Annotated in this window: 16 protein-coding genes; 6 read left to right on the forward strand and 10 right to left on the reverse strand. The window is 42.1% G+C overall.

All coding sequences use genetic code 11. From position 1 onward, the window contains the following. Positions 1 to 167: 167 nt before the first annotated feature. Complete coding sequence (gene bioB, locus AK823_RS11840; protein ID WP_068329463.1) at positions 168 to 1340, forward strand: biotin synthase BioB; 1173 nt, start codon at positions 168 to 170, stop codon at positions 1338 to 1340. Positions 1341 to 1444: 104 nt separating this feature from the next. Next, positions 1445 to 1879, forward strand: coding sequence for a protoporphyrinogen oxidase HemJ (gene hemJ, locus AK823_RS11845; RefSeq protein ID WP_068037901.1), 435 nt, complete (start codon positions 1445 to 1447; stop codon positions 1877 to 1879). Positions 1880 to 2077: 198 nt separating this feature from the next. Here hemJ and AK823_RS11850 read toward each other — a convergent pair whose 3' ends face one another. From AK823_RS11850 to AK823_RS11870, 5 genes are all read right to left on the reverse strand, one after another. Next, positions 2078 to 2983, reverse strand: coding sequence for a hypothetical protein (locus tag AK823_RS11850; protein ID WP_228138865.1), 906 nt, complete (start codon positions 2981 to 2983; stop codon positions 2078 to 2080). Between the two features lie 275 nt (positions 2984 to 3258). Beyond that, positions 3259 to 3750 carry a hypothetical protein gene (locus AK823_RS11855; RefSeq protein ID WP_068037903.1) on the reverse strand — a complete coding sequence of 164 codons (492 nt, stop codon included), beginning with the start codon at positions 3748 to 3750 and terminating at the stop codon, positions 3259 to 3261. Between the two features lie 96 nt (positions 3751 to 3846). After that, the gene (gene rph, locus AK823_RS11860; RefSeq protein WP_068037906.1) at positions 3847 to 4563 is read right to left on the reverse strand and encodes a ribonuclease PH; all 717 of its coding nucleotides are present in this window, start codon (positions 4561 to 4563) and stop codon (positions 3847 to 3849) included. A 349-nt stretch (positions 4564 to 4912) separates the two neighbouring features. Continuing rightward, positions 4913 to 6628, reverse strand: coding sequence for an AMP-binding protein (locus AK823_RS11865; protein ID WP_227514167.1), 1716 nt, complete (start codon positions 6626 to 6628; stop codon positions 4913 to 4915). A 706-nt stretch (positions 6629 to 7334) separates the two neighbouring features. Continuing rightward, complete coding sequence (locus AK823_RS11870) at positions 7335 to 9065, reverse strand: AMP-binding protein (RefSeq protein ID WP_068329465.1); 1731 nt, start codon at positions 9063 to 9065, stop codon at positions 7335 to 7337. A 589-nt stretch (positions 9066 to 9654) separates the two neighbouring features. Between AK823_RS11870 and parC the strand changes: the two genes are divergently transcribed. Together parC and AK823_RS11880 are read left to right on the forward strand one after the other, a co-directional pair. Then, on the forward strand, positions 9655 to 11961 hold the full coding sequence (gene parC / locus AK823_RS11875) for a DNA topoisomerase IV subunit A (RefSeq protein ID WP_068329467.1): 2307 nt from the start codon (positions 9655 to 9657) through the stop codon (positions 11959 to 11961). An 11-nt stretch (positions 11962 to 11972) separates the two neighbouring features. Next, on the forward strand, positions 11973 to 12839 hold the full coding sequence (locus AK823_RS11880) for a hypothetical protein (RefSeq protein ID WP_149031862.1): 867 nt from the start codon (positions 11973 to 11975) through the stop codon (positions 12837 to 12839). Between the two features lie 53 nt (positions 12840 to 12892). On the opposite strand, the gene AK823_RS11885 is transcribed toward AK823_RS11880, so the two are convergent. Then, complete coding sequence (locus tag AK823_RS11885; RefSeq protein WP_068329470.1) at positions 12893 to 13441, reverse strand: hemerythrin domain-containing protein; 549 nt, start codon at positions 13439 to 13441, stop codon at positions 12893 to 12895. 494 nt (positions 13442 to 13935) lie between these two features. Between AK823_RS11885 and AK823_RS11890 the strand changes: the two genes are divergently transcribed. Beyond that, positions 13936 to 14766 carry a Cof-type HAD-IIB family hydrolase gene (locus AK823_RS11890; RefSeq protein WP_228138866.1) on the forward strand — a complete coding sequence of 277 codons (831 nt, stop codon included), beginning with the start codon at positions 13936 to 13938 and terminating at the stop codon, positions 14764 to 14766. A gap of 164 nt (positions 14767 to 14930) precedes the next feature. Here AK823_RS11890 and AK823_RS11895 read toward each other — a convergent pair whose 3' ends face one another. Both AK823_RS11895 and AK823_RS11900 read right to left on the reverse strand, forming a co-directional pair. Then, a complete protein-coding gene (locus tag AK823_RS11895) occupies positions 14931 to 15194 on the reverse strand; it encodes a hypothetical protein (RefSeq protein WP_068329472.1) in 264 nt (87 codons plus the stop codon). Between the two features lie 95 nt (positions 15195 to 15289). Beyond that, positions 15290 to 16087 (reverse strand): 3-oxoacyl-ACP reductase, encoded by a 798-nt coding sequence (locus AK823_RS11900; protein ID WP_068329474.1) that lies wholly within the window; start codon positions 16085 to 16087, stop codon positions 15290 to 15292. A 290-nt stretch (positions 16088 to 16377) separates the two neighbouring features. Here AK823_RS11900 and AK823_RS11905 point away from each other — a divergent pair, with 290 nt between their 5' ends. After that, entirely contained in the window at positions 16378 to 17523 is a 1146-nt protein-coding gene (locus AK823_RS11905; protein ID WP_068329475.1) for an extracellular solute-binding protein, read from the forward strand. Between the two features lie 107 nt (positions 17524 to 17630). Here the strand turns inward: AK823_RS11905 and AK823_RS11910 are convergent, their stop codons facing one another. Both AK823_RS11910 and AK823_RS11915 read right to left on the reverse strand, forming a co-directional pair. Next, entirely contained in the window at positions 17631 to 18866 is a 1236-nt protein-coding gene (locus AK823_RS11910) for an FUSC family protein (RefSeq protein ID WP_068037926.1), read from the reverse strand. Positions 18867 to 19118: 252 nt separating this feature from the next. Then, a complete protein-coding gene (locus AK823_RS11915; protein WP_068037928.1) occupies positions 19119 to 20540 on the reverse strand; it encodes an FAD-dependent oxidoreductase in 1422 nt (473 codons plus the stop codon). Positions 20541 to 20671 lie beyond the last annotated feature (131 nt).

Consider the following 20671-nt stretch of genomic DNA (forward strand, 5'->3'; position numbering starts at 1 on the left):
GCAAATATCATTACAAACACTATCTGACAGCATTTTTAACAGTGCTCTGATTTTATAAAAAGGTTGCGGTATACTACGGTTACCGTAACCTTTTTTATTGTTTTATTAGTCAGTAACTATTTTAGTTTATCTGATTTTTTTCATATTACCCTAAAAGGATTTAACTCATGGCAGGACTGCTTTCAATCAAAGAACCTAACCCACAAGCTGATGATAACTTCCAAGCTAGTAGTAACACTGATATTGGCTCAGACTCTACCACCAGTTTTTTTTCTACGGATAGCTTAGCAACAGAAATCAAACCCTCACCGATCAAACACAGCCGTGAGCAGATTGCGCAGTTATTCGACTTACCGTTAATGGACTTATTATTACAAGCGCAAACGATTCATCGTCAAAATTTTAACGCTAATGAAGTGCAGATTAGTACTTTGCTATCGATTAAGACAGGAAATTGTCCTGAAGACTGTGGTTACTGTTCGCAATCAGGTCATCACCGTGACAAAACCAAATTGCAGGCAGAAAAACGCTTAGAAGTTGATAAAGTTATCGCCGCAGCCAAACGCGCAAAAGCCAGCGGCTCATCGCGGTTCTGTATGGGTGCAGCATGGAAACATCCGAGCGCCAAAGACATGCCTTATGTGGTCGAGTTGGTTAAAGAAGTTAAGAGTTTGGGTCTTGAGACTTGTATGACGCTTGGTATGCTAAACCCTGATCAGGCAGCACAATTGGCCGATGCAGGGCTTGATTACTATAATCATAATCTAGATACCTCGCGTCGCTACTATGAGCAAGTAGTCAGCACGCGTAGCTATGACGAGCGTCTTGATACAATAACGAACGTACGCGACTCAGGGATTAATGTTTGTAGTGGCAATATCGTAGGTATGGGTGAAAGCCGTGACGACCGTATCGACTGGGTACATGAATTGCTTAAAATGCCCAAAGCACCCGAGTCTATTCCCGTTAACCTGCTCGTCCCTATTGCCGGTACACCAATCGGTGATAAAGTATTGGCAGATGGTGAGCTATCTGTGCTGGAATGGATTCGTACGATTGCAGTAACGCGTATTTGCTGTCCAAGCAGTTATGTGCGCCTATCTGCTGGACGCGAAAGCCTATCCGATGCCGAGCAGGCTTTGGCGTTTATGGCAGGTGCCAATTCATTCTTTTATGGTGATAAGCTTCTGACGACAGGTAATGCCAGCCAATCTAATGATAATAGGCTAATGCGCGAGCTGGGCTTGACTGCGCAATTCGCGGCACCAAGAGCACCCAAGCAACTGCCAGTTATAGATGCTATGAGCGGTCATCAATCGCAAGTAGTGTTGGCAGAATAGCTTAACGATGTGCTGCTACCATTATCAATTAATCTGCGCTAAGCTTGCCGACGTTTATATATTACGCATATAAGTATTAAGAGACGAGACAACAAGAGAAAACTATGGCAGATTATTTTAACTGGATTAAAGCGGCACATATTATTGCGGTGGTTTGCTGGTTTGCGGCGATCTTTTATCTACCGCGGCTTTTTGTCTATCATGCGATGAGTGACGATCTTATTAGTCAAGAGCGCTTCATTGTGATGGAGCGCAAACTATATCGCGGTATCATGACTCCGTCAATGATAGCAACGTGGATTTTAGGTCTATGGATGGTAGGACTTGGCTGGGAAGTATATAAAACCCAAGGCTGGCTACATGTTAAGATTTTTCTAGTCATTTTGCTCTCAGCCTATCATGGCGCATGTGGATTTTATCGGAGAAAACTAATTGATAATCCACACTATAAAACCCATAAATTTTGGCGCTGGTTTAATGAAGTACCAGTCTTTGCCTTAGTCATTATCGTCATTTTAGTGGTCGTTAAGCCCTTCTAAAACTTATTTAGAAAACTTAGTTAAATTGACAGCAATTCATACTTTAACAATAAAAAGCGTCCGTCACTTTCATAAGTCACGGACGCTTTTTTATGGCTGTTTGCACGATAGCTTTTCTTGCAAAGAATGAATGAGAAGTAGTGATGAAAAAAATTAAATCCACTACCTAAATACTTTGCACTACCTAACTTGCCCTACCTAAACAGTTGGACGCATGATTTGGTATACATTACTCAAATCATAAACTCGATAACGCGCTGGCTCGCGGCGGTTTTCACCAGCATAGCTCAGTATAAGGGCTTGTTTAGCAGCTTCATCGACCCAGCCGACAAACAGGCCGCTATGCTCGACACCATTGTAGCCATGGTTGATATAATAGAGCCAGTCACCAACCTCAATCTCATTACTATTGGCATAAGGGCCTTGTCTATAAGCACCTTTATGTACCGTATCACGCGTTACTCCTGCCCGCTTAAACACCTCGTTTAGATAGTCCCAGCAGCCGCCTTGAATGATTGCACGCTCGTTGAGTGCCATCTTGCGTGCTGTACTTATCACCTCGCGTGCGGCCATACTACTTTGATTTTCAGCGTTACTAAGTAATGGTAGATACTCACTATCGACGTTATCATAACTGCCCGATAAAAATGCAGGCAAGACGGTGGGCGCTTGTCGCTGTACTTCAGGATAGCGATAAGATGCCTTCGATACAGGCGCAGTTTGAGGCTGCTGACTATAACCATACGCATTCGACGTGGGCTGAGTGTCAAAGCTATTGTTATTAGTGTTGTTAATCGTTGAATAGTTAGTACGGGTACGCTGGATAGTCGAGCGTGTATTGATTTTGGCGCCAGGTACTGCCAGCTCAGGTTGAGCTGTTTTTTGTGCGATAAGGGCACTCATACTATCAGCATGCACATAACTTGCACTACTCAAAAATATTAATAATGCTGTGATGAATGCCTTTTTTATGGAAATAAAATTTATAGAAACAGGCTTTGTAGAAGTGTCTTTTATAAAATTGGATGGGGTGGATAACGCCTTATGTAGTGGCGCTTTATATAATCGTACTTTATCTGAGGTAATAACCGACGATGGCGGCATAACCAGCTCCTTTCAAGACAGCAACAAAATTTGCGATAACTGTGAAATTACTAGTTTCTAGTTATAAACTATTTAGGCAGGATGCTGCAAGCTTTATTCATGATTTTCAGATGACAGAAGGTATAAAAATAAAGACGAAAGGTAGGTTAAAAATAGTGAGTAAAAATAAACAAAGAAAAAGCCATCTGTTTAAAGATGGCTTTATCGTTTAAAGATTGTAGTCTAAAAATCGTTATATAAATAATTTCGTTCTAAAAACTTACATTCTAAAAAATTTAGTCGCTATTCATTTTAATATTAACATGGCGCTTATTGAGCACTTGGCCTTCTAATATAGCTTTAGTTGCCTGCGCTTCTTGGACAGTGTCAAAACCACTAATATGGTACTTGCGCACGTTATCTGCATTAATAATCTGGAGCTGCTCACCAAAGAGAGTGACTTTATCGCCATCGCTCAGATTGATATGCTCGCGGCGACCGTTATTGTCATGTACCAGCTCGCCTACGCGTACCCATAAGACACCACTGTTAATGTTACCGCTCATGGCTTTTTTACGCTGTTGCCGTTTTCGATTAAAGATAAAACTACCTACAATCAGCAGGGCAAGCGCCCCAATCGCTAGGCGCTCTGGCAATAGGCTCATTGCCAACGCCACTGCTACGGCACCAATTAACAACGCTGATCCAAACCAAAACAGACCATTGTCACCTGCTGGAGGCTGGCCTTGTAAGGTAATCTTGGCACCGTCATCAGTGAGCTTTAGCATGCATTCGTACCTTTGGTTGCGACCTATTGAGCGGCAAGTAAATCAAAAAGCTGTTCGTTGAGCAGCTCTTCGATGTCAGTGGATTCTTTCGTAAAACTACCAGCCAAGCGCAGTTTGTTGCATCTTAATAAGCTCAGCAATACCCTTTTCAGCAAGGATTAGCATGTCATCAGCTTGAGCGCGGGTAAATGGCTTTTCTTCAGCGGTACCCTGAAGCTCAATGAACTCACCTTTTTGCGTCATTACTACGTTCAGATCAGTATCACAGCTGGCATCTTCTTCATAGTTTAGATCTAGATAAGCTTCGCCATCTTTCATGCCGACAGAGACCGCAGCAACCAAACCAATCAATGGATCAGCTTTTAGTTTTTTGGTCTTTTGGATACTCTCAAGCGCATCGATCAAAGCAATAGCAGCACCAGTCACACTAGCGGTACGCGTGCCACCATCCGCTTGCAAGACATCACAATCAAGATAAATGGTATTTTCACCAAGCTTACTAAGATCAATCATGGCACGTAGGCTACGACCGATGAGGCGCTGAATCTCTTGGGTACGACCAGACTGCTTACCACGTGCCGCTTCACGCTGATTACGGGTATTGGTCGCGCGAGGTAGCATACCGTATTCAGCGGTAATCCAGCCTTTGCCTTTACCTTTTAACCAACGCGGAACACCTGACTCAACACTCGCTGTACACAATACTTTGGTATCGCCAAAGCTGACCAACACTGACCCTTCGGCATGCTTGGTATAGTGGCGCTCAAAGCTAATCGAACGAAGTTGGTTGAGCTCACGGTTATCAATACGCATAAAATTTCCTAGGACGATGTTATAAAAGCAGTGGTATAAAATAGTGATATAAAATAAAAGTAATCGTCTGCCAATGACTTGTTAAGCGGTGGTTTTTAATTAGTCGCCAATTAAAAAGCCGTTAATAATTGAATATTATGAACGGTAGCAGACTTAAAATCTGAGATATCCTAACGTGACAGCCACGCAATAGCAATATAAGTCATTGTTATTACGTGGTGATTTTGACAACAAACATAATCAGAGTAGAGCAAAATAAAGCTCAAATGAGGCAAGCTAAGATAACTTAACGATACCTAGACTTGTTCTATATTTTCAATGCAGGTCAGCATATCAAATAGCAAGAGCCTTATTCTAACCCTTCCATCTTACGTAACTCTTTACGCAATATTTTACCCACGTTTGATTTTGGTAGCTCATCGACGAACTGGATATGGCGTGGACGTTTATAACCAGTCAGTTGTTTTTTGCCAAAATCGAGCAGCTCTTTTTCCGTAACATCGCCTTTTTTGACCACAAACAACTTAGGATCTTCACCGCGCTCATCATTCGGTATACCAATCGCACCGCACTCTACGATTGCTGGATGCTCACTCATGGCTTCTTCAATCTCGTTCGGATAGACGTTAAAGCCAGAGACGATAATCATGTCTTTTTTACGGTCAACAATTTTAATGAAGCCTTTTTCGTCCATGATGCCGATGTCACCCGTTTTTAGGTAACCGGTTGCGGTAAAGGTCTTGGCGGTCTCATCAGGACGATTTTGGTAGCCAATCATGACTTGCGGACCTTTAACACAGATCTCACCGCGCTCACCGATAGCAACTTCGTTTTCTTCGTCGTCAATTAATACGATATCAGTACTTGATGCTGGAATACCAATTTTGCCAGTAAATTCTGCAATGGTCATTGGGTTAAAGGCAACCACTGGAGAAGTTTCAGACAGACCATAACCCTCTACAATAGGCAGACCAGTGATTTTATGCCATTCTTTGGCCACGCTTGGCAATACTGACATACCGCCGCCGATAGCCGCTTTGAGGTTTGAGAAATCCAATTTAGCAAAGCTATCTTTTTGTACCAAGCCATTAAACAAGGTATTCACTGCAGGAATAAATGATGGCTTATATTTATCCATCTCTTTAATGAGACCATCTAAATCACGTGGATTTGGAATCAATAAGCCTGCAAAGCCTTGATACATACCATACATACCGCAGACCATAAACGAGAACACATGATATAACGGTAAAGCCGTCAAAATCACATCGTCACTATTGATATCGTCTTCAAAAGCGCTGTTAATTAGTACGCTAATCTGTAGCATGTTGGCCACTAGGTTACCGTGAGACAGCATAGCGCCCTTGGCCACACCAGTCGTACCACCAGTATATTGTAATAAAGCCACATCACTTAGCGACAAATCTGGACGCTGGTATTTACTTGCAGATACCGCGCCTAACGCCTGCTTAAAGCTAGTGCTATTTGGCAAATTATAAGATGGAATCATCTTTTTGATATGGCGTGCGACTAGATTGACCACTACCCCTTTGACTGAGCCCAGCATGTCACCAATCTTACAGACAATCACATGCTCAACTTGGCCTTTATCTTCAGCGTCTTGATAAGTTTTAGCAAAGTTTTCGACGATAAATAATGCTTTTGCTCCGCTGTCATGCAGCTGATGTGATAGCTCACGGCTGGTATAGAGCGGATTGACGTTGACTAATACCATACCTGCGCGGATGATACCGAGCATGACGATAGGATACTGCAAAATATTGGGCATCATTACCCCAACTTTGTCACCTTTAACCAATCCTAATGATTGTAGGTAGCTGGCGATTTGACGACTATATAAATCTAATTGCTTAAAGGTAATTGACGAGCCCATACAGATATAAGCAGTTTTTTGCCCGTAACGACGAAAATTTCGCTCAAATACTTCCAGCAAAGAGGTCTCATCATCGGGCATATCAATAGTCGCATCGATACCATAACGCTCATAAGCGTCAAGCCATGGTCTATCACTTGGGATAGTAGGCATGGTAGGAAACACAGTCATATCCGACATTATTTGTGCGTCTTTATGCGCATGGTTTTCACCACTGTTAGCAGGCGCTTGGTCTGGCGTGTTTTTATTAGTACCGCTGTTGTTGGCATTGTCAGTCATAACTTTTCCTAAGTACTACAATTAAAGACGTAGAATAATATAATGATGATACGAATACTGGATTTATGAATAATTATTTGTGAACATAAAGTCATTAGAATGCAGATAATAAATATAAATCACTGAAAATTTCTCATTGTTAAGCATGAAAAATCGGATGTTAGAGATAGGTAACCTAAATAGTTATTAGTATCTACGAGCCTACATATTGCTTATAAATAACTTTATATGAATCTACTTAGTTACTCTAATAGGTGATAATAATAACTAATGTCTGCCCTGTTGCCTACGTCCGTACTATAACAGTTTTGCTAAAAAGTCTCCATAATTGCATGTAGATAGAACGCTGTACCCTATTATTAGAATGCCTTTCATCACCCTAATTCACAGTTATACTATAATTAAACCTCACTGAAAATTGACAATAAAAAATGATAAGACCGTATGTAAACGGCCTTATCATTACTGGTATCAATAGTACTGCTTTAATATAAGCTTTTAAACCATACTCTTTAACGCAAATGCTTTAACTTATATGCTCTAGCTAAAAGCCATTATCATAAAGCTAAACATTTAAGCACCATTCAAGACTTTAGTATCAAGAGGCGTGGTTTTTTTCTTCAAGCTTACGTAAGTCTTTATGCAAAATTTTACCAACGTTCGATTTTGGTAGCTCATCGATAAATTCAACATGACGTGGGCGTTTATAGCCAGTCAAATGCTCTTTAGCGTAGGCAAGAACATCCTCTTCAGTAAGACTGTTATCTTGACGTACAACGAATATTTTTGGAACCTCGCCACTCTTCTCATCTTCAACACCGATGACTCCGCACTCTAAAATCTTTGGATGACCAGCCATCACTTCTTCGACTTCATTGGGATAAACGTTAAAGCCTGAGACCAAAATCATATTCTTTTTACGATCAACGATAGTGACATAGCCTTCTTCATCCATAATCCCAATATCGCCCGTACGGAAAAACCCATCATCGGTCATGACTTCACGAGTAGCATCATCGCGATTCCAGTAGCCTTTCATTACTTGCGGACCACGGACACTAATCTCACCGCGCTCACCTAGCTCAAGCTCGTTACCGGCTTCATCTAAGATAGCAACGTCAGTATCTGGCATTGGTACGCCAATGTTGCCACTGAACGTAGCACTATTAAAGGGGTTAGCTGTTGCGACTGGTGAAGTCTCAGACAAACCGTAACCTTGGACGATGATATTGCCTGTTACCTGACGCCATTTTTCTGCCGTTGAGCTAAGGACTGCCATACCGCCACCCATCGACATGCGCAGCTTACTATGATCCATCGCCTTAAACTCTTCATTATTAGCAAGCGCATTGAATAAAGTGTTTACTGCTGGGAAAAACGCTGGTGGATTATTCTTATAAGCTTTTAATAAGCTATCAAGGTCACGCGGGTTGGGCACTAGGAGGCCGATACAACCGCGATAAATACCAAACATACCGCAGACAGTAAAGGAGAAAATATGATATAGCGGTAAAGCCGTCAGAATGACAGGCTGCTCGTTACTCTTATCAAACTCATCAAAAGCACTACCCAAAAAGGTATCAGACTGAATAAGGTTAGCAACGAGATTTTTGTGAGTCAGCATCGCACCTTTGGCAACCCCAGTGGTACCACCGGTATACTGTAAGACTGCCACATCACTAAGGCTGATATTGCTTGGGCGTTGGTATTTACTTGCCGGACTTTGCTTAAGCATGTTTTTGAATTCAACGCTGTTTGCAATCTTGTATTCTGGGACCAGTTTTTTGACGTGACGGACGACTGTATTGACCATAAAGCCTTTTAGCGTGCCCATCAAATCGCCCATACCTGTGATGACGACATGCTCTACGACTTTGCGACCGATATCTTGATAGGTCTTGGCAAAGTTTTCGACCAAGATAAGTGCTTTAGCATCAGAGTCAGTCAGCTGGTGTTCAAGCTCTTTGGTAGTATATAGTGGATTGACATTGACTAAGGTTAGACCTGCACGCAGTACGCCAATGACTGTAACCGGTAGCTGCAAAATATTAGGCATCATGACCGCGACTTTGTCGCCTTTTACCAGTCCAAGTGACTGCAAATAAGCAGCAACTTGACGGCTATATAAGTCTACTTCTTTAAAAGTAATTGAGGAGCCCATGCAGACGAATGCCGTTTTGTCACCATGTTTAACGAAGCTCTGCTCAAAAATATCGATCAGTGAGGTATCTTCGGCTGGCATGTCAATATCGTAAGTTAGCCCAAGCGCCTCATAGGTTTTCAGCCAGACCTTATCATTACGACGGGTTAAATTGACTTGATTATCCATAATCTTATTTCTCCTAATGAATTTGTGCAATCAGTGGTAAATACCCCTTTGTTCTTTAACATACACACTTTGTACACACTACTCAATATAAAAGATTGGCACTTGAGTTCGCAAAGTTACTTGACGCCTAACATTTACTTTATAATCAATTATATAGGTGATAAACACTAGCATTTTTCGTATTATTCCTCAGCATTAGATAGGCATCTATTAACTGCTATTGTTGCTTGTTTCTTTCTGTATAGAATCACGCCTTATTCTATTTATTGATAATTACTATTGACATCGGCTAATCGGTATTAACTACAAGCAGTCATCAAATCTATATTCACACGGCTTTTTTAAACGAACTTACTATCAGCCTATTAATGGCAGAATCATATATAGTATTTGCTGCTGTATCGGTACATATCAGCACGTCATGACCTGTCGTCTATTCTAGCTTACACCTTTTTTATTGACGCAATATCCTTTACGATAGCGCTATCTTATCTTTAAGTTAATTCCGCACCTTAAATGGAGCGCGGCACATAATATGCAGCACTATATACATCATACTAATTAAAAACTCAGAAGCGAAACCTATTCTATGTCCGATGTTATTGATAATACGATTACGCCCATTATCCCAAGTGAACCAATGGATACCCGCTCAGTCGCGGAGTTCACTGAACAAGCCTATCTCAATTACGCTATGTACGTCATTATGGATCGGGCGCTACCCAATATCGCTGATGGTCTAAAGCCCGTACAACGCCGTATCGTTTATGCCATGAGCGAGCTGGGACTAAAATCGACTGCGAAGGCGAAAAAGTCTGCGCGTACGGTCGGTGATGTGCTGGGTAAATATCATCCGCATGGTGATAGCGCTTGTTATGAAGCCATGGTGCTAATGGCGCAGCCGTTTAGTTATCGCTATCCGCTTATCACGGGTCAAGGTAACTGGGGTAGCCCAGATGATCCCAAATCGTTTGCCGCGATGCGCTATACCGAAGCCAAAATGTCTGCTTACGCCAATACTTTGCTTGCAGAGTTAGGCCAAGGCACGGTCGATTGGCAAGATAACTTCGATGGCACCATGCAAGAGCCAACCACTCTACCTGCTCGCCTGCCCAATATTTTATTGAATGGTACGACCGGTATTGCGGTTGGTATGGCAACCGATATCCCGCCACATAACCTTAATGAAGTGGTACGTGCGGCTATTCGTTTGCTGAAAAATCCTGAGCTATCAATTAAACAATTAACCCAATCGATACCAGCGCCTGATTTGCCAACGCCCGCTGAAATCATCACCAGTAAAAAAGATTTGCAGGCGATGTATGAGAGTGGACGTGGTAGCTATAAAATGCGCGCCACCTATCATGTCGACCCAAAAGAGAAAAATCTCGTCATCATCGATGCTCTTCCTTATCAAGTATCCGGTAATAAAATTCAAGAGCAGATCGCTAAGCTGATGACTGATAAGAAACTACCGTGGATTACTGATATTCATGATGAGTCAGATCATGAAAACGCTTGCCGTATCGTCTTAGAGCTAAAATCTACCCGCGTCGACGTGCAGCGAGTAATGAGCCATCTGTTTGCCAGTACTGATCTTGAAAGCAATTACCGCGTCAATATGAACATGATTGGTCTAAATGGTAAACCGCAGGTCAAAAACCTAAAAGAAATCCTTGAAGAATGGCTCGTCTGTCGCCGCTCAGTGGTCACCCGTCGTTTGCAATATCGCCTCGATAAAATCGATAAGCGCTTGCATATTCTCGCAGGTTTGCTGATTGCCTATCTGAATATCGATGAAGTCATTCGTATCATTCGTGAAGAAGACGATCCAAAATTATCATTGATGCAAGGCTATGATCTGACTGAAATCCAAGCTAATGCTATCTTGGACATTCGTCTGCGTCAGCTCGCTAAACTAGAAGAGATTGAGCTGCGCCGTGAGCAAGATGAGCTGGCTGCTGAACGCGCTATCATTCAAGAGTACTTGGACAATCCAGACAGTCTGACCAATTTAATGATCGATGAGCTCACTGCCGATATGAAGGAACATGGCAACGAGCGCGTGGCACAATTGGCAGAACGCGAAGAAGCGCAAGCACTCAAAGAGTCTGACCTCGTACCAAGCGAGCCTGTCACTGCTATCCTATCGAAAGCAGGCTGGATTCGCGCCGCTAAAGGACATGACGTCGATGCTGCTGGCATGACCTATCGCTCAGGCGATAGCTATCAAGCCCACGTGCGCGGCAAATCCAATGAGAGAATCTACGTGCTCGATAGCACTGGACGCAGTTATAGTATCGATGCGCATAGCCTCGCATCCGCCCGTGGTCAAGGCGATCCGCTGACCAGCGTACTCAAACCGCCAGCAGGTGCCAGCTTTGAGCAGCTATTAACCGGTGCTGACGATCAGCGTATTGTCCTTGCTAGCTCAGCAGGTTATGGTTTTATTAATACCATTGGCAATCTCGATAGCAATCAAAAAGCGGGCAAAAATATCATCAATCTAGCGGCTGATAGTCGCTTGCTCTCTGTTGCGCGTATCGATGCAACAGTGGAAACGATTGCTAATGCTGACGGTTCAGAAACCAATGCAAATGTAGCGCCTGACCATCTCGCTGTTGTGACCAATGCGGGCTATCTATTGATATTTGCTCTTGATGACTTGCCTGAACAGGCACGTGGTAAAGGCAATAAGCTGATTAAATTAAAAGATGGTGAAGAAGTGCTGGCTATCACGCCACTCAGTCAGCAAGACAGCCTAATCATTACTGCTGGTAAACGCCACGTAACGCTAAAACCAAACGATTTAGCCAACTATACGGGCAGTCGTGGTAATCGTGGTGGGCAGCTACCAAGAGGCTTTCAGAACGTGACAAGTGTTGAGGTTGGTTGATGAGTAGAAGTATGACCATGCCGGAATCCCTAAGCGCCCCATCTGATAAAATCATTTATCAGGTGGGTTTAAATGCTCTCCGATACCAAGAAATAGAAAGAATTGCTAAAAGACTCATCGAATTTTCGGATTACACTGTAACTTCTTCTGATATATCTAAAGATAGACCCACACCCATATCAGGGTCTTTCAATCCTAGCGTAAATACTACAAAAAACACTATGGGGAGCTTAGTCAGCTTACTTTGTGATCTCCAGGATGTGGATGAGAATAAAGAATCTGATGATAAAGATGAGTTTAAAATCTCATTTAAAATTTCACATGGATTGATAGATAGGCAAAGAATTCAAAATCTATTTCAAAAAATAATAACTGATAGAAATAACTTCACTCATCATTTTGAAAATTATTATGTTGACCCAAACTCAAACTTTAAACAACCTCATGAGGTTGTTTTAAAACGTTTACAATTTGAATATAACGATGCTGGCTGTTTACTAGAAAAACTAAAAAGCGAACTTAAGATGAAAATAGATTTCATCATAGAACATATGAATCTTTTTTCAGAAGTAGTGACCATTAACCAAGTAGCTAATATCTTTGATGAAGCCTATCAGTCGTGCAAACGCAGTGACGGTTGGGCAGTATGGCAACAAGTAATGCATTATGTGTATAAAACACCTAATACTCAAACTAATATTGAAAAACTGAAAAAGAAGAAAAGCCTTAAAACGACTAAGAATATGCTTATGTGTGTATTCCCTAATTGGTTATTTAAAGATGAGCCCACTAAGAATGGCTCACGGATTTTGGTAAAAGTGGACAATACGTCAGTAAATATAGATAGCAGCTTCCCTAAAATTATTATTTCGGACTAATATCTTTGTTATATAACTGATCACTATCTATAATTTAATCTGTGTCTTCTACCCTAACCCTGCCTTAACCCCAAAATCGGAATGACCAAGTCTTCCTCATCGGTCAAATGTTGCGAGAGTAAATCGGTTGCGTCCACCAAGGTTTGATGCAATTGCTCTGCCAACGCTTTATCCTCAACCTCACTTCTCGCCAGCGTATCGTTTTGCACTTGTAGCTTATCGAGTAGCGCATCTAAGCGCACATGGTCGCGACCCAATATCTCAAACCCTGCCTGTAGCTGCGGATACATCCTAATAAACTCAGGGAAAAACCCCTCATCCTCTACCCCATGATGTTGATGCAGTTTGAGCACATGCATATTGATACGTTTCAGTATCTGCGAGCGATACTCTGACCAGTCGTACTCGCCAGATTGATAACCTTCACTAATCTGTGTCAAGATACGTTGACGCTTGCGTATGTTAGTATGTACTTTTAGCCAGCCCGATGTTTTGTAAGCATAATCTGCGCTAAACCATTGGTCTGGCGGTAGCTTGTTGAATAAGAACAACCAGTCTATCTCAAGCCGACTGTCGGGATGACAAGCTAAATAAATCCTCATCTGCAACGGTTTTGATAGCACCCTCTTTGGCAGCTATATTTTTGACAGCAACATTTTTAATAGTAATGCTTTGAGGTGAGTTATCCATTGCCTTGCCCTTGTTAATTGCCTTGCCCTTGTTAATTGCCTTTACCAGTTACGTTTGCTCAATTAGCTTTCTTATTATCAGAACAGTTAATTTATAGAAAAAAGTGAGACCTAAAAACAAATTAATTAGAAATACTAAAATCAGTCAAATAAATATGTAGAATATAAATATAGTCTAAAATCTAAAAATCAACTGCGCAATTGAGTATGCAGGTATTGAATATGCATATACAGCCACTATAAATAACAATCTAATCAATGTGTTACATAATTCAGTCAGAAGCCACGTACTGCTATACTACTTCCACTGTAGAATTAAACCCATAATGACAAACACCATCACGGAAGCAGTGCCGAGCGATATTTGGTCACCATTCATAGTAGTGTTTAAAACATAAAGGATAATCATGTTTATTGTAGATAAAGCTGTGAATGTTAATATGCATAACAGAGTAGCCACCCCTAAAATCATATTTTTTGACATCGATGATACGCTAAGCCGTAACGGTATTATTGCCGAGCATAATAAAGCGACCCTCGAGCAACTTGCTAAAACTGACATCAAGTTAGTGATTGCGACAGGACGTTCCAAGGCCATTATTCCAGATGATATTTTGGCATTACTGGACGACAATATATTGGATGCCATTATCTGTATGAATGGACAATATAGTTTTAATAAAGACGGTCTTATCAGTCATTACCCTTTATCCGCTGAGCAAAATGACAAAATCGTCCAGCTATGCCAAACGAGCGAAATTATCCATAAATTCGACTCTGCGACCCATATCGCATGGTCAAACGAAAACGAGCGTCTGCGCGAATATAATGCCAGAACGCCAAACTCTATCGTTGATCCGGACTATTACAAATTAAACCCTGTCTATCAGTGCTCGGTATTCTTTAACAATCAAGAAGATAAAATGCAAGACGTCAACTTTGCCCAGTACGAGTTAAAACTGGTGCATTGGCATCAGATCGGTGCAGATATCTTGCCCGTAGAAGCCTCCAAAGCACGAGGTATTAGAGATTTATGCGAGCATTATGCTATGGATGTGAACGAATGCATGGCGTTTGGCGATGGTATGAATGATTTGGAGATGTTTGATTTGGTTGGTTACGCGGTAGCCATGGGCGACTCTCAACCTGCCCTCATCGCGCGTGCGGACTTTGTCACTGGGACTATTGAAGAATATGGTATTCAAAAGGTACTTGAGCAATTTAAGATAGCGTCATAATTAGAATAGAGTTAAGCGAAACCGTTAAAAATTCTTTTCTTTATAGCCAACAAAAACCCTTGTCAGTAGCTGACAAGGGTTTTTGTTTTGCGAATAATTGCTGAATTTCAAATAACAGACGTAAATAAGCGCTTAGCTCGTAGAATATAACTGCAAAAAGGCATTTAACGCTTACCTGCTACCAAACCATAAACCCAGCTACCAATTTTATAGAATCCTACGAGCATAAGAATAAGTACCACCGCTGCCAACACGTAAGCCAACCAATTGGGCATACTACTCAACCAGCCAATCGTAAATGCCAAACCCATATAAGTCTCCACTGGCCAATTCACAATAGAGGTTGGTGAGCCAGCATTGAACATGGCCATAAATGCCACTAGCCCAAGTACAGCAGTAATAATCCCAGCACGTTTGCGGTTATTCATCTCTTTTCTCTTCTAAATTCGATCGAATTACTTATTCACTAGTTAATCTTCTAATTTTTATAGTCTTTACAGTAACAAGACACAGTATTAAAACGTCAAGGCATTGTCAAGCCACCATCAACAGCGATCGATTGTCCTGTGATAGCCGCACTCAAATCAGACGCCATTAGCAGCACTGAATTGGCAAAGTCAGCCACTGAGGTCGCTTGACGTAACGGTGTGGTAGTAGCGATATAATCAAACACCTCTTCAGTTGTTAAGCTGCTCGCGTCAGTAGTTTTTAGCAGTCCACCTGCCAGCAGATTAACTCGAATACCATACTGTCCTAGCTCCGCAGCCAAGTTACGCGTCAGCCCAATCAATGCCGATTTAGCAGTCGTATAGTCGTAATAAGTGACTACCGGATTGTAAACGAGGTTGGTTGAGATATTGATAATCTTGCCCATCTGCTGCGCTTTCATTTGTGGTAACACTGCTTGCACTGTATTGACCGCACCCTTAACGATGCCATCTATTTGCTGAGAAAAGTGCGCCCATTTGACAGTTTCAATACTGGTGTAATCAGCACTGGGATTAAATTGGTAACTTGGCAAGGCATTATTGACCAATATATCAATACGTCCATAACGAGCAATGACCTCATCCGCCATCGCTTTTACTTGCTCAAGTTCAGTGACATCAGCTTGATAAGTAAATGCTTGTCCCCCGGTCTCTAAGATATCTGCAACTACTTTTTCGGCAGCTTCTTTACTATTAAGATAATTGACGCAAACGAGCGCGCCTGCTGCTGCCATTTGCTGAGCTATCTGTGCACCAAGGCCACGACTGGCACCAGTGACGATTGCGACTTTGTTAGTGAGCAGTGTAGGAATAACCGTATTGGTCTGGTTCATAGTATTTATCCTTTATATAGTTTTATCGAAACATATAGTTTTATAGAGATTTTTATTTAAATTTTAGAAAATATTAAACATTCCAAAGGTGCCAATCATATCATGGTTATTAATTATCATAGCGCTTAGCAAAATCTACGATTTTCTAATCAAAGCCTAGCAGATTCGAGCTGCTACCCTTTAAATTATGGCTTCGAATGACCATAACGATATGATTACTGCTAATAAATAGCGGTCAATTATCTAACATGCATCGGTTTTTACTTTTTTGTCTACTTAGGAGAGCTATCTTGTCTCATTTATCATCGTCACGCCTATCCTCAAAAGTTCCTACTCGCGCTGGCAGTCGAGTTGGTCGTGTCATACCCAAAGCATTGTTGGCCGCAGCTGTCGGCTTGGTACTTGCTAGCTGTAGCAACTATGACAATGCTGCGACTGATGGTACGGCTACCAGTAACGAAACCCTTAATTTGTATAACTGGTCAGAGTATATGCCGCAAGAGATTCTTGATGGTTTTGAGGAAGAGACAGGAATCTCGGTCAACTACACGACCTTTGATTCTAATGAAGCGATGTATGCCAAGCTTAAACTGCTTGACGACTCTAGCCAATATGATCTTGCTATTCCGTCAACCTATTATGTTGAAAAAATGGCTAAAGAAGGATTATTGCAAGAGCTAGATAAATCAAAACTGAGCAATTTTAAGAATCTTGATACTTCATTTACCAACACTAAGGTCGATCCTGAGAACAAATACTCTATCCCTTATATGTGGGGCAGCACTGGTCTTGCTATTAATGGTGATACTGTTGACCCTGCGACCGTCAATAGCTGGAATGATCTATGGAGTCCTAACTATAAAGGTCAGGTGATGCTGACCAACGATGTGCGTGAAGTATTTGGCATGGCGTTACTGACACTTGGCTACTCAGGCAACAGTCGCAATCCTGATGAGATTAAAGCTGCTTATGATAAGCTCACCACCTTAATGCCTAACGTCAAAACCTTTAATTCAGATGCGACGCGCATGCCCTATATCGAAGGCGAAACTGCACTCGGTATGACATGGAATGGTGAAGCCGTCATGGCCAACGATGAAGGTCTGACCAGCTTGGTTTATAAATACCCATCTGAGGGCGCGATATTATGGATGGACAACTTCGTCATCCCAAAAAACGCCAAGCAAGTAGACGCTGCGCATAAATTCATTGATTATTTGCTACGTCCTGAAAACGCTAAAATCGTTAGTGAAGAGATTGGTTATGCGTCGCCAAATATGGCGGCACGCGAGCTTATGTCGGATGAAGTGAGAAACAACCCAACGATTTACCCAAGTAAAGAAGTGCTAGCAAAAGCAGAATTCCAAGAAGATGTGGGTGATGATGCGCTACAGGTTTATCAGCAGTATTGGGATATGCTAAAAACTGGCCGTTAATAGAAAGATAGAAGGTCTGCTTTATAGAACTATCTATAACGACTAACCAAAGCATCTAAATGGTTTAATACTAATAAAAACGCTGACTTTAAATGGCCAGCGTTTTTTTATAAATGTAAATCAGTCTCGCCGCCTTTATCCTCAATGCGGCGTTGTTCTCGGCGCTGGTAACGAAGGCCGGAGGCAGCGAACCATTGCGGTTTAGTCGTCTGTAATAAATCACTGAGCCGTTGTAATTGCACTTGTAGAGTTTGAGTTAACCAAAAATAGCCTTGCCACTCAAACCCTAAGTTTTGCACACTTGGATAATCTGATACGGCGATGCGAGTGATAGGCCGAAACACCTCATCACTTGGGCTACGAAGTACTGCTGCCATATGCTGCATGGCTTGGGTCAATTCATGTTGATAGTGTATTAAGAGTATATGATTTTCATCATCAATCTCAATATTAGCCAAACGCGGCGCTGCACTTAATAGTAAATCAATCGTCCCGATAATATTACGATGCGTACGTTGAATGGTTTCTAAGGTCTCTTTTTCAATTCCCGATTCACTTGCTGTAGCAGCGATATGTGGACGAACCGCTAATAGACGCTTATTGATTTTTTGTAGCGCTTTTACCAAGGCCTTATTAACTGGAGTATCAGGGACAGAGCTACTGGTAGGATAAACAAGACTTGCTGAGCTAGTACCTTTAGTGTATTTAAACGGTTTAGGAACCAGAACGTCAGCATCAATATGATTACCGACCCCAGCATAGAGATTGCTACAGGTTTCAAGGTTAGTTGCTAGCAAAAAGCGCCACATCAAAGTAGACTTGAGAGGTAAAACTAAGGTAGCCGCTACTGCTACACCAGCGCCAAGTAAAATATTAAAAGCGCGGTACATACCGTCTTGGCTGACATTGCTCTGATCAGGGCTTGAAACAATCATCAACATGGTGATACCGGTCAATAGACCGATATAACCCAATTGCTTGACCGCTACATAACCGATAAGACCGCTGATGATGCCGATAAGTAGATAGTATATCCACATCCACGTACCAATATCTTGACTCAGCCATAAAAAACCAAGTCCGACACCTACCCCAAGTAATGTACCCAGTATTCGTTCTTTAGCCTTAGTATAAATTGCACCTTGGTATTGCAATAAACCTAAGATGACAAATACCGTAATGGTCGTCCACTCCCCATGGGGTAAGTTGGTAAGCTCGTTCAATAGGAATGCAATGACAACAGCCGTGCCCAAACGTATCGCATGCAAAACATCGGCATGTTGATAACGCGCATAAGGCTCAATCAGCGGGGCAGTAAATCGTTGCCAAAAAGTCGGTTTCACTCGAAATTTCTCTTTTTGTATAGTAAAAAATGTTAAGAAAAAACAATAGCAGTCGTTGAATAATAAGCCATTAAACACGTAACCATTAGACACATAGCCATTAACTGACTACCAAAAAATAACGCCTCTCATCTATTAAAAGACAAAAGACGTTAAAGGTCAAAGCATGCTAGCAAAAAATACGAAAAACTTACCTATGCGCTAGCTCTTAGCTGTTTATAGTGTTTTTAAATTTATAGCATATGTTAAACACTATACTTCTAGGAAATCCAATATTCCCTCAGCCGCTTCACGACCTTCCCAAATAGCAGTTACCACCAAATCAGAGCCACGTACCATGTCACCGCCAGCAAATATCTTAGGATTGTTAGTTTGGAACTTAAAGGTCTGCTCTTCCGCTGCTAACACACGGCCGGAGCTGTCCATAGCGACTTGTTGTGTCTCAAACCAGTCGGCAGGGCTAGGACGGAAACCAAAGGCCATAATAACCGCATCACAAGGGATAATTTCCTCAGAGTTAGGGATTGGCTCAGGACGACGACGACCACGGTTATCTGGTGCACCCAAATGGGTAGTGACGACTTTTACCGCGTTGACCTTACCATTTAAGCCGATGATTTCGGTCGGTTGGCGATTAAATAAAAACTCAACCCCTTCCTCGCGCGCATTAACGACTTCACGACGTGAGCCGGGCATATTCTCTTCATCGCGGCGATAAGCACAGACTACCTTCTCCGCACCTTGGCGAATACTGGTACGGTTACAGTCCATAGCAGTATCGCCACCGCCCAATATCACGACTTTTTTGCCTTTCAGATCGATGTATTCTTCTGGATCTTTTTCCCAGTCGTTACAGCGATTAACGTTCGCAATGAGGTAATCTAGTGCGTCATGAACGCCTTCCAGCTCTTCGCCAGCGAAGCCGCCACGCATATAGGTGTATGTACCCATACCCATAAACACCGCATCATATTCGCTTAACAGCTCATCGATACTAACGTCAGTACCGATTTCCGTTTCAAGGCGGAATTCAATTCCCATGCCTTCAAAGATGACACGGCGATTGCGCATGACGTCTTTTTCCATCTTAAACTCTGGAATACCAAAGGTCAGTAAGCCGCCAATCTCAGGACGTTTATCAAACACCACAGGTCTCACACCATTTCTAACTAAGATATCTGCACAACCGAGACCTGCTGGCCCTGCACCAATAATGGCGACTTTTTTGTCTGTCCAGACCACATCTGACATGTCTGGACGCCAGCCAAGTGCAAAAGCGGTATCGTTAATATATTTTTCGACATTACCAATGGTCACGGCGCCAAAGCCATCATTTAGCGTACAAGCACCTTCACACAAGCGGTCTTGTGGACAGACACGGCCGCAGACTTCAGGCAGGGTATTGGTACGGTGACACAATTCTGCCGCCTGAAAGATCTGGCCTTCGGTCGCCAGCTTAAGCCAATTAGGAATATAATTGTGTACCGGGCATTTCCATTCGCAGTATGGGTTGCCACATTCAAGACAACGGTGCGATTGCTGAGCAACCGATTCAATTTCAAACGGTTTATAAATTTCGACAAACTCCGTTGAGCGCGTCGCAATGTCTTTTTTGACCGGCTCAAGCCGCGGTACGTCCAAAAACTGGAAACTATTATCTAAGCGTTTTGCCATAATGAATTTCTCTTTTATATTAGGCTCTTTTATAGTAGGTAGTGACAGTTAATGTTGTGCAGCCTAAATGAGGCAAATAGGCACATCGTTACTGTCACTTACCTGCTTAAAACATTCGAGCAGTGAACTTT

Source organism: Psychrobacter sp. P2G3, from assembly GCF_001593285.1.
GTDB lineage: Bacteria > Pseudomonadota > Gammaproteobacteria > Pseudomonadales > Moraxellaceae > Psychrobacter.

Coding starts and splice junctions, on each gene's coding strand:
- bioB (WP_068329463.1), top strand. CDS start 168: ATGGCAGGACTGCTTTCAATCAAAGAACCTAACCCACAAGCTGATGAT.
- hemJ (WP_068037901.1), top strand. CDS start 1,445: ATGGCAGATTATTTTAACTGGATTAAAGCGGCACATATTATTGCGGTG.
- AK823_RS11850 (WP_228138865.1), bottom strand. CDS start 2,983: ATGCCGCCATCGTCGGTTATTACCTCAGATAAAGTACGATTATATAAA.
- AK823_RS11855 (WP_068037903.1), bottom strand. CDS start 3,750: ATGCTAAAGCTCACTGATGACGGTGCCAAGATTACCTTACAAGGCCAG.
- rph (WP_068037906.1), bottom strand. CDS start 4,563: ATGCGTATTGATAACCGTGAGCTCAACCAACTTCGTTCGATTAGCTTT.
- AK823_RS11865 (WP_227514167.1), bottom strand. CDS start 6,628: ATGACTGTGTTTCCTACCATGCCTACTATCCCAAGTGATAGACCATGG.
- AK823_RS11870 (WP_068329465.1), bottom strand. CDS start 9,065: ATGGATAATCAAGTCAATTTAACCCGTCGTAATGATAAGGTCTGGCTG.
- parC (WP_068329467.1), top strand. CDS start 9,655: ATGTCCGATGTTATTGATAATACGATTACGCCCATTATCCCAAGTGAA.
- AK823_RS11880 (WP_149031862.1), top strand. CDS start 11,973: ATGACCATGCCGGAATCCCTAAGCGCCCCATCTGATAAAATCATTTAT.
- AK823_RS11885 (WP_068329470.1), bottom strand. CDS start 13,441: ATGAGGATTTATTTAGCTTGTCATCCCGACAGTCGGCTTGAGATAGAC.
- AK823_RS11890 (WP_228138866.1), top strand. CDS start 13,936: ATGTTTATTGTAGATAAAGCTGTGAATGTTAATATGCATAACAGAGTA.
- AK823_RS11895 (WP_068329472.1), bottom strand. CDS start 15,194: ATGAATAACCGCAAACGTGCTGGGATTATTACTGCTGTACTTGGGCTA.
- AK823_RS11900 (WP_068329474.1), bottom strand. CDS start 16,087: ATGAACCAGACCAATACGGTTATTCCTACACTGCTCACTAACAAAGTC.
- AK823_RS11915 (WP_068037928.1), bottom strand. CDS start 20,540: ATGGCAAAACGCTTAGATAATAGTTTCCAGTTTTTGGACGTACCGCGG.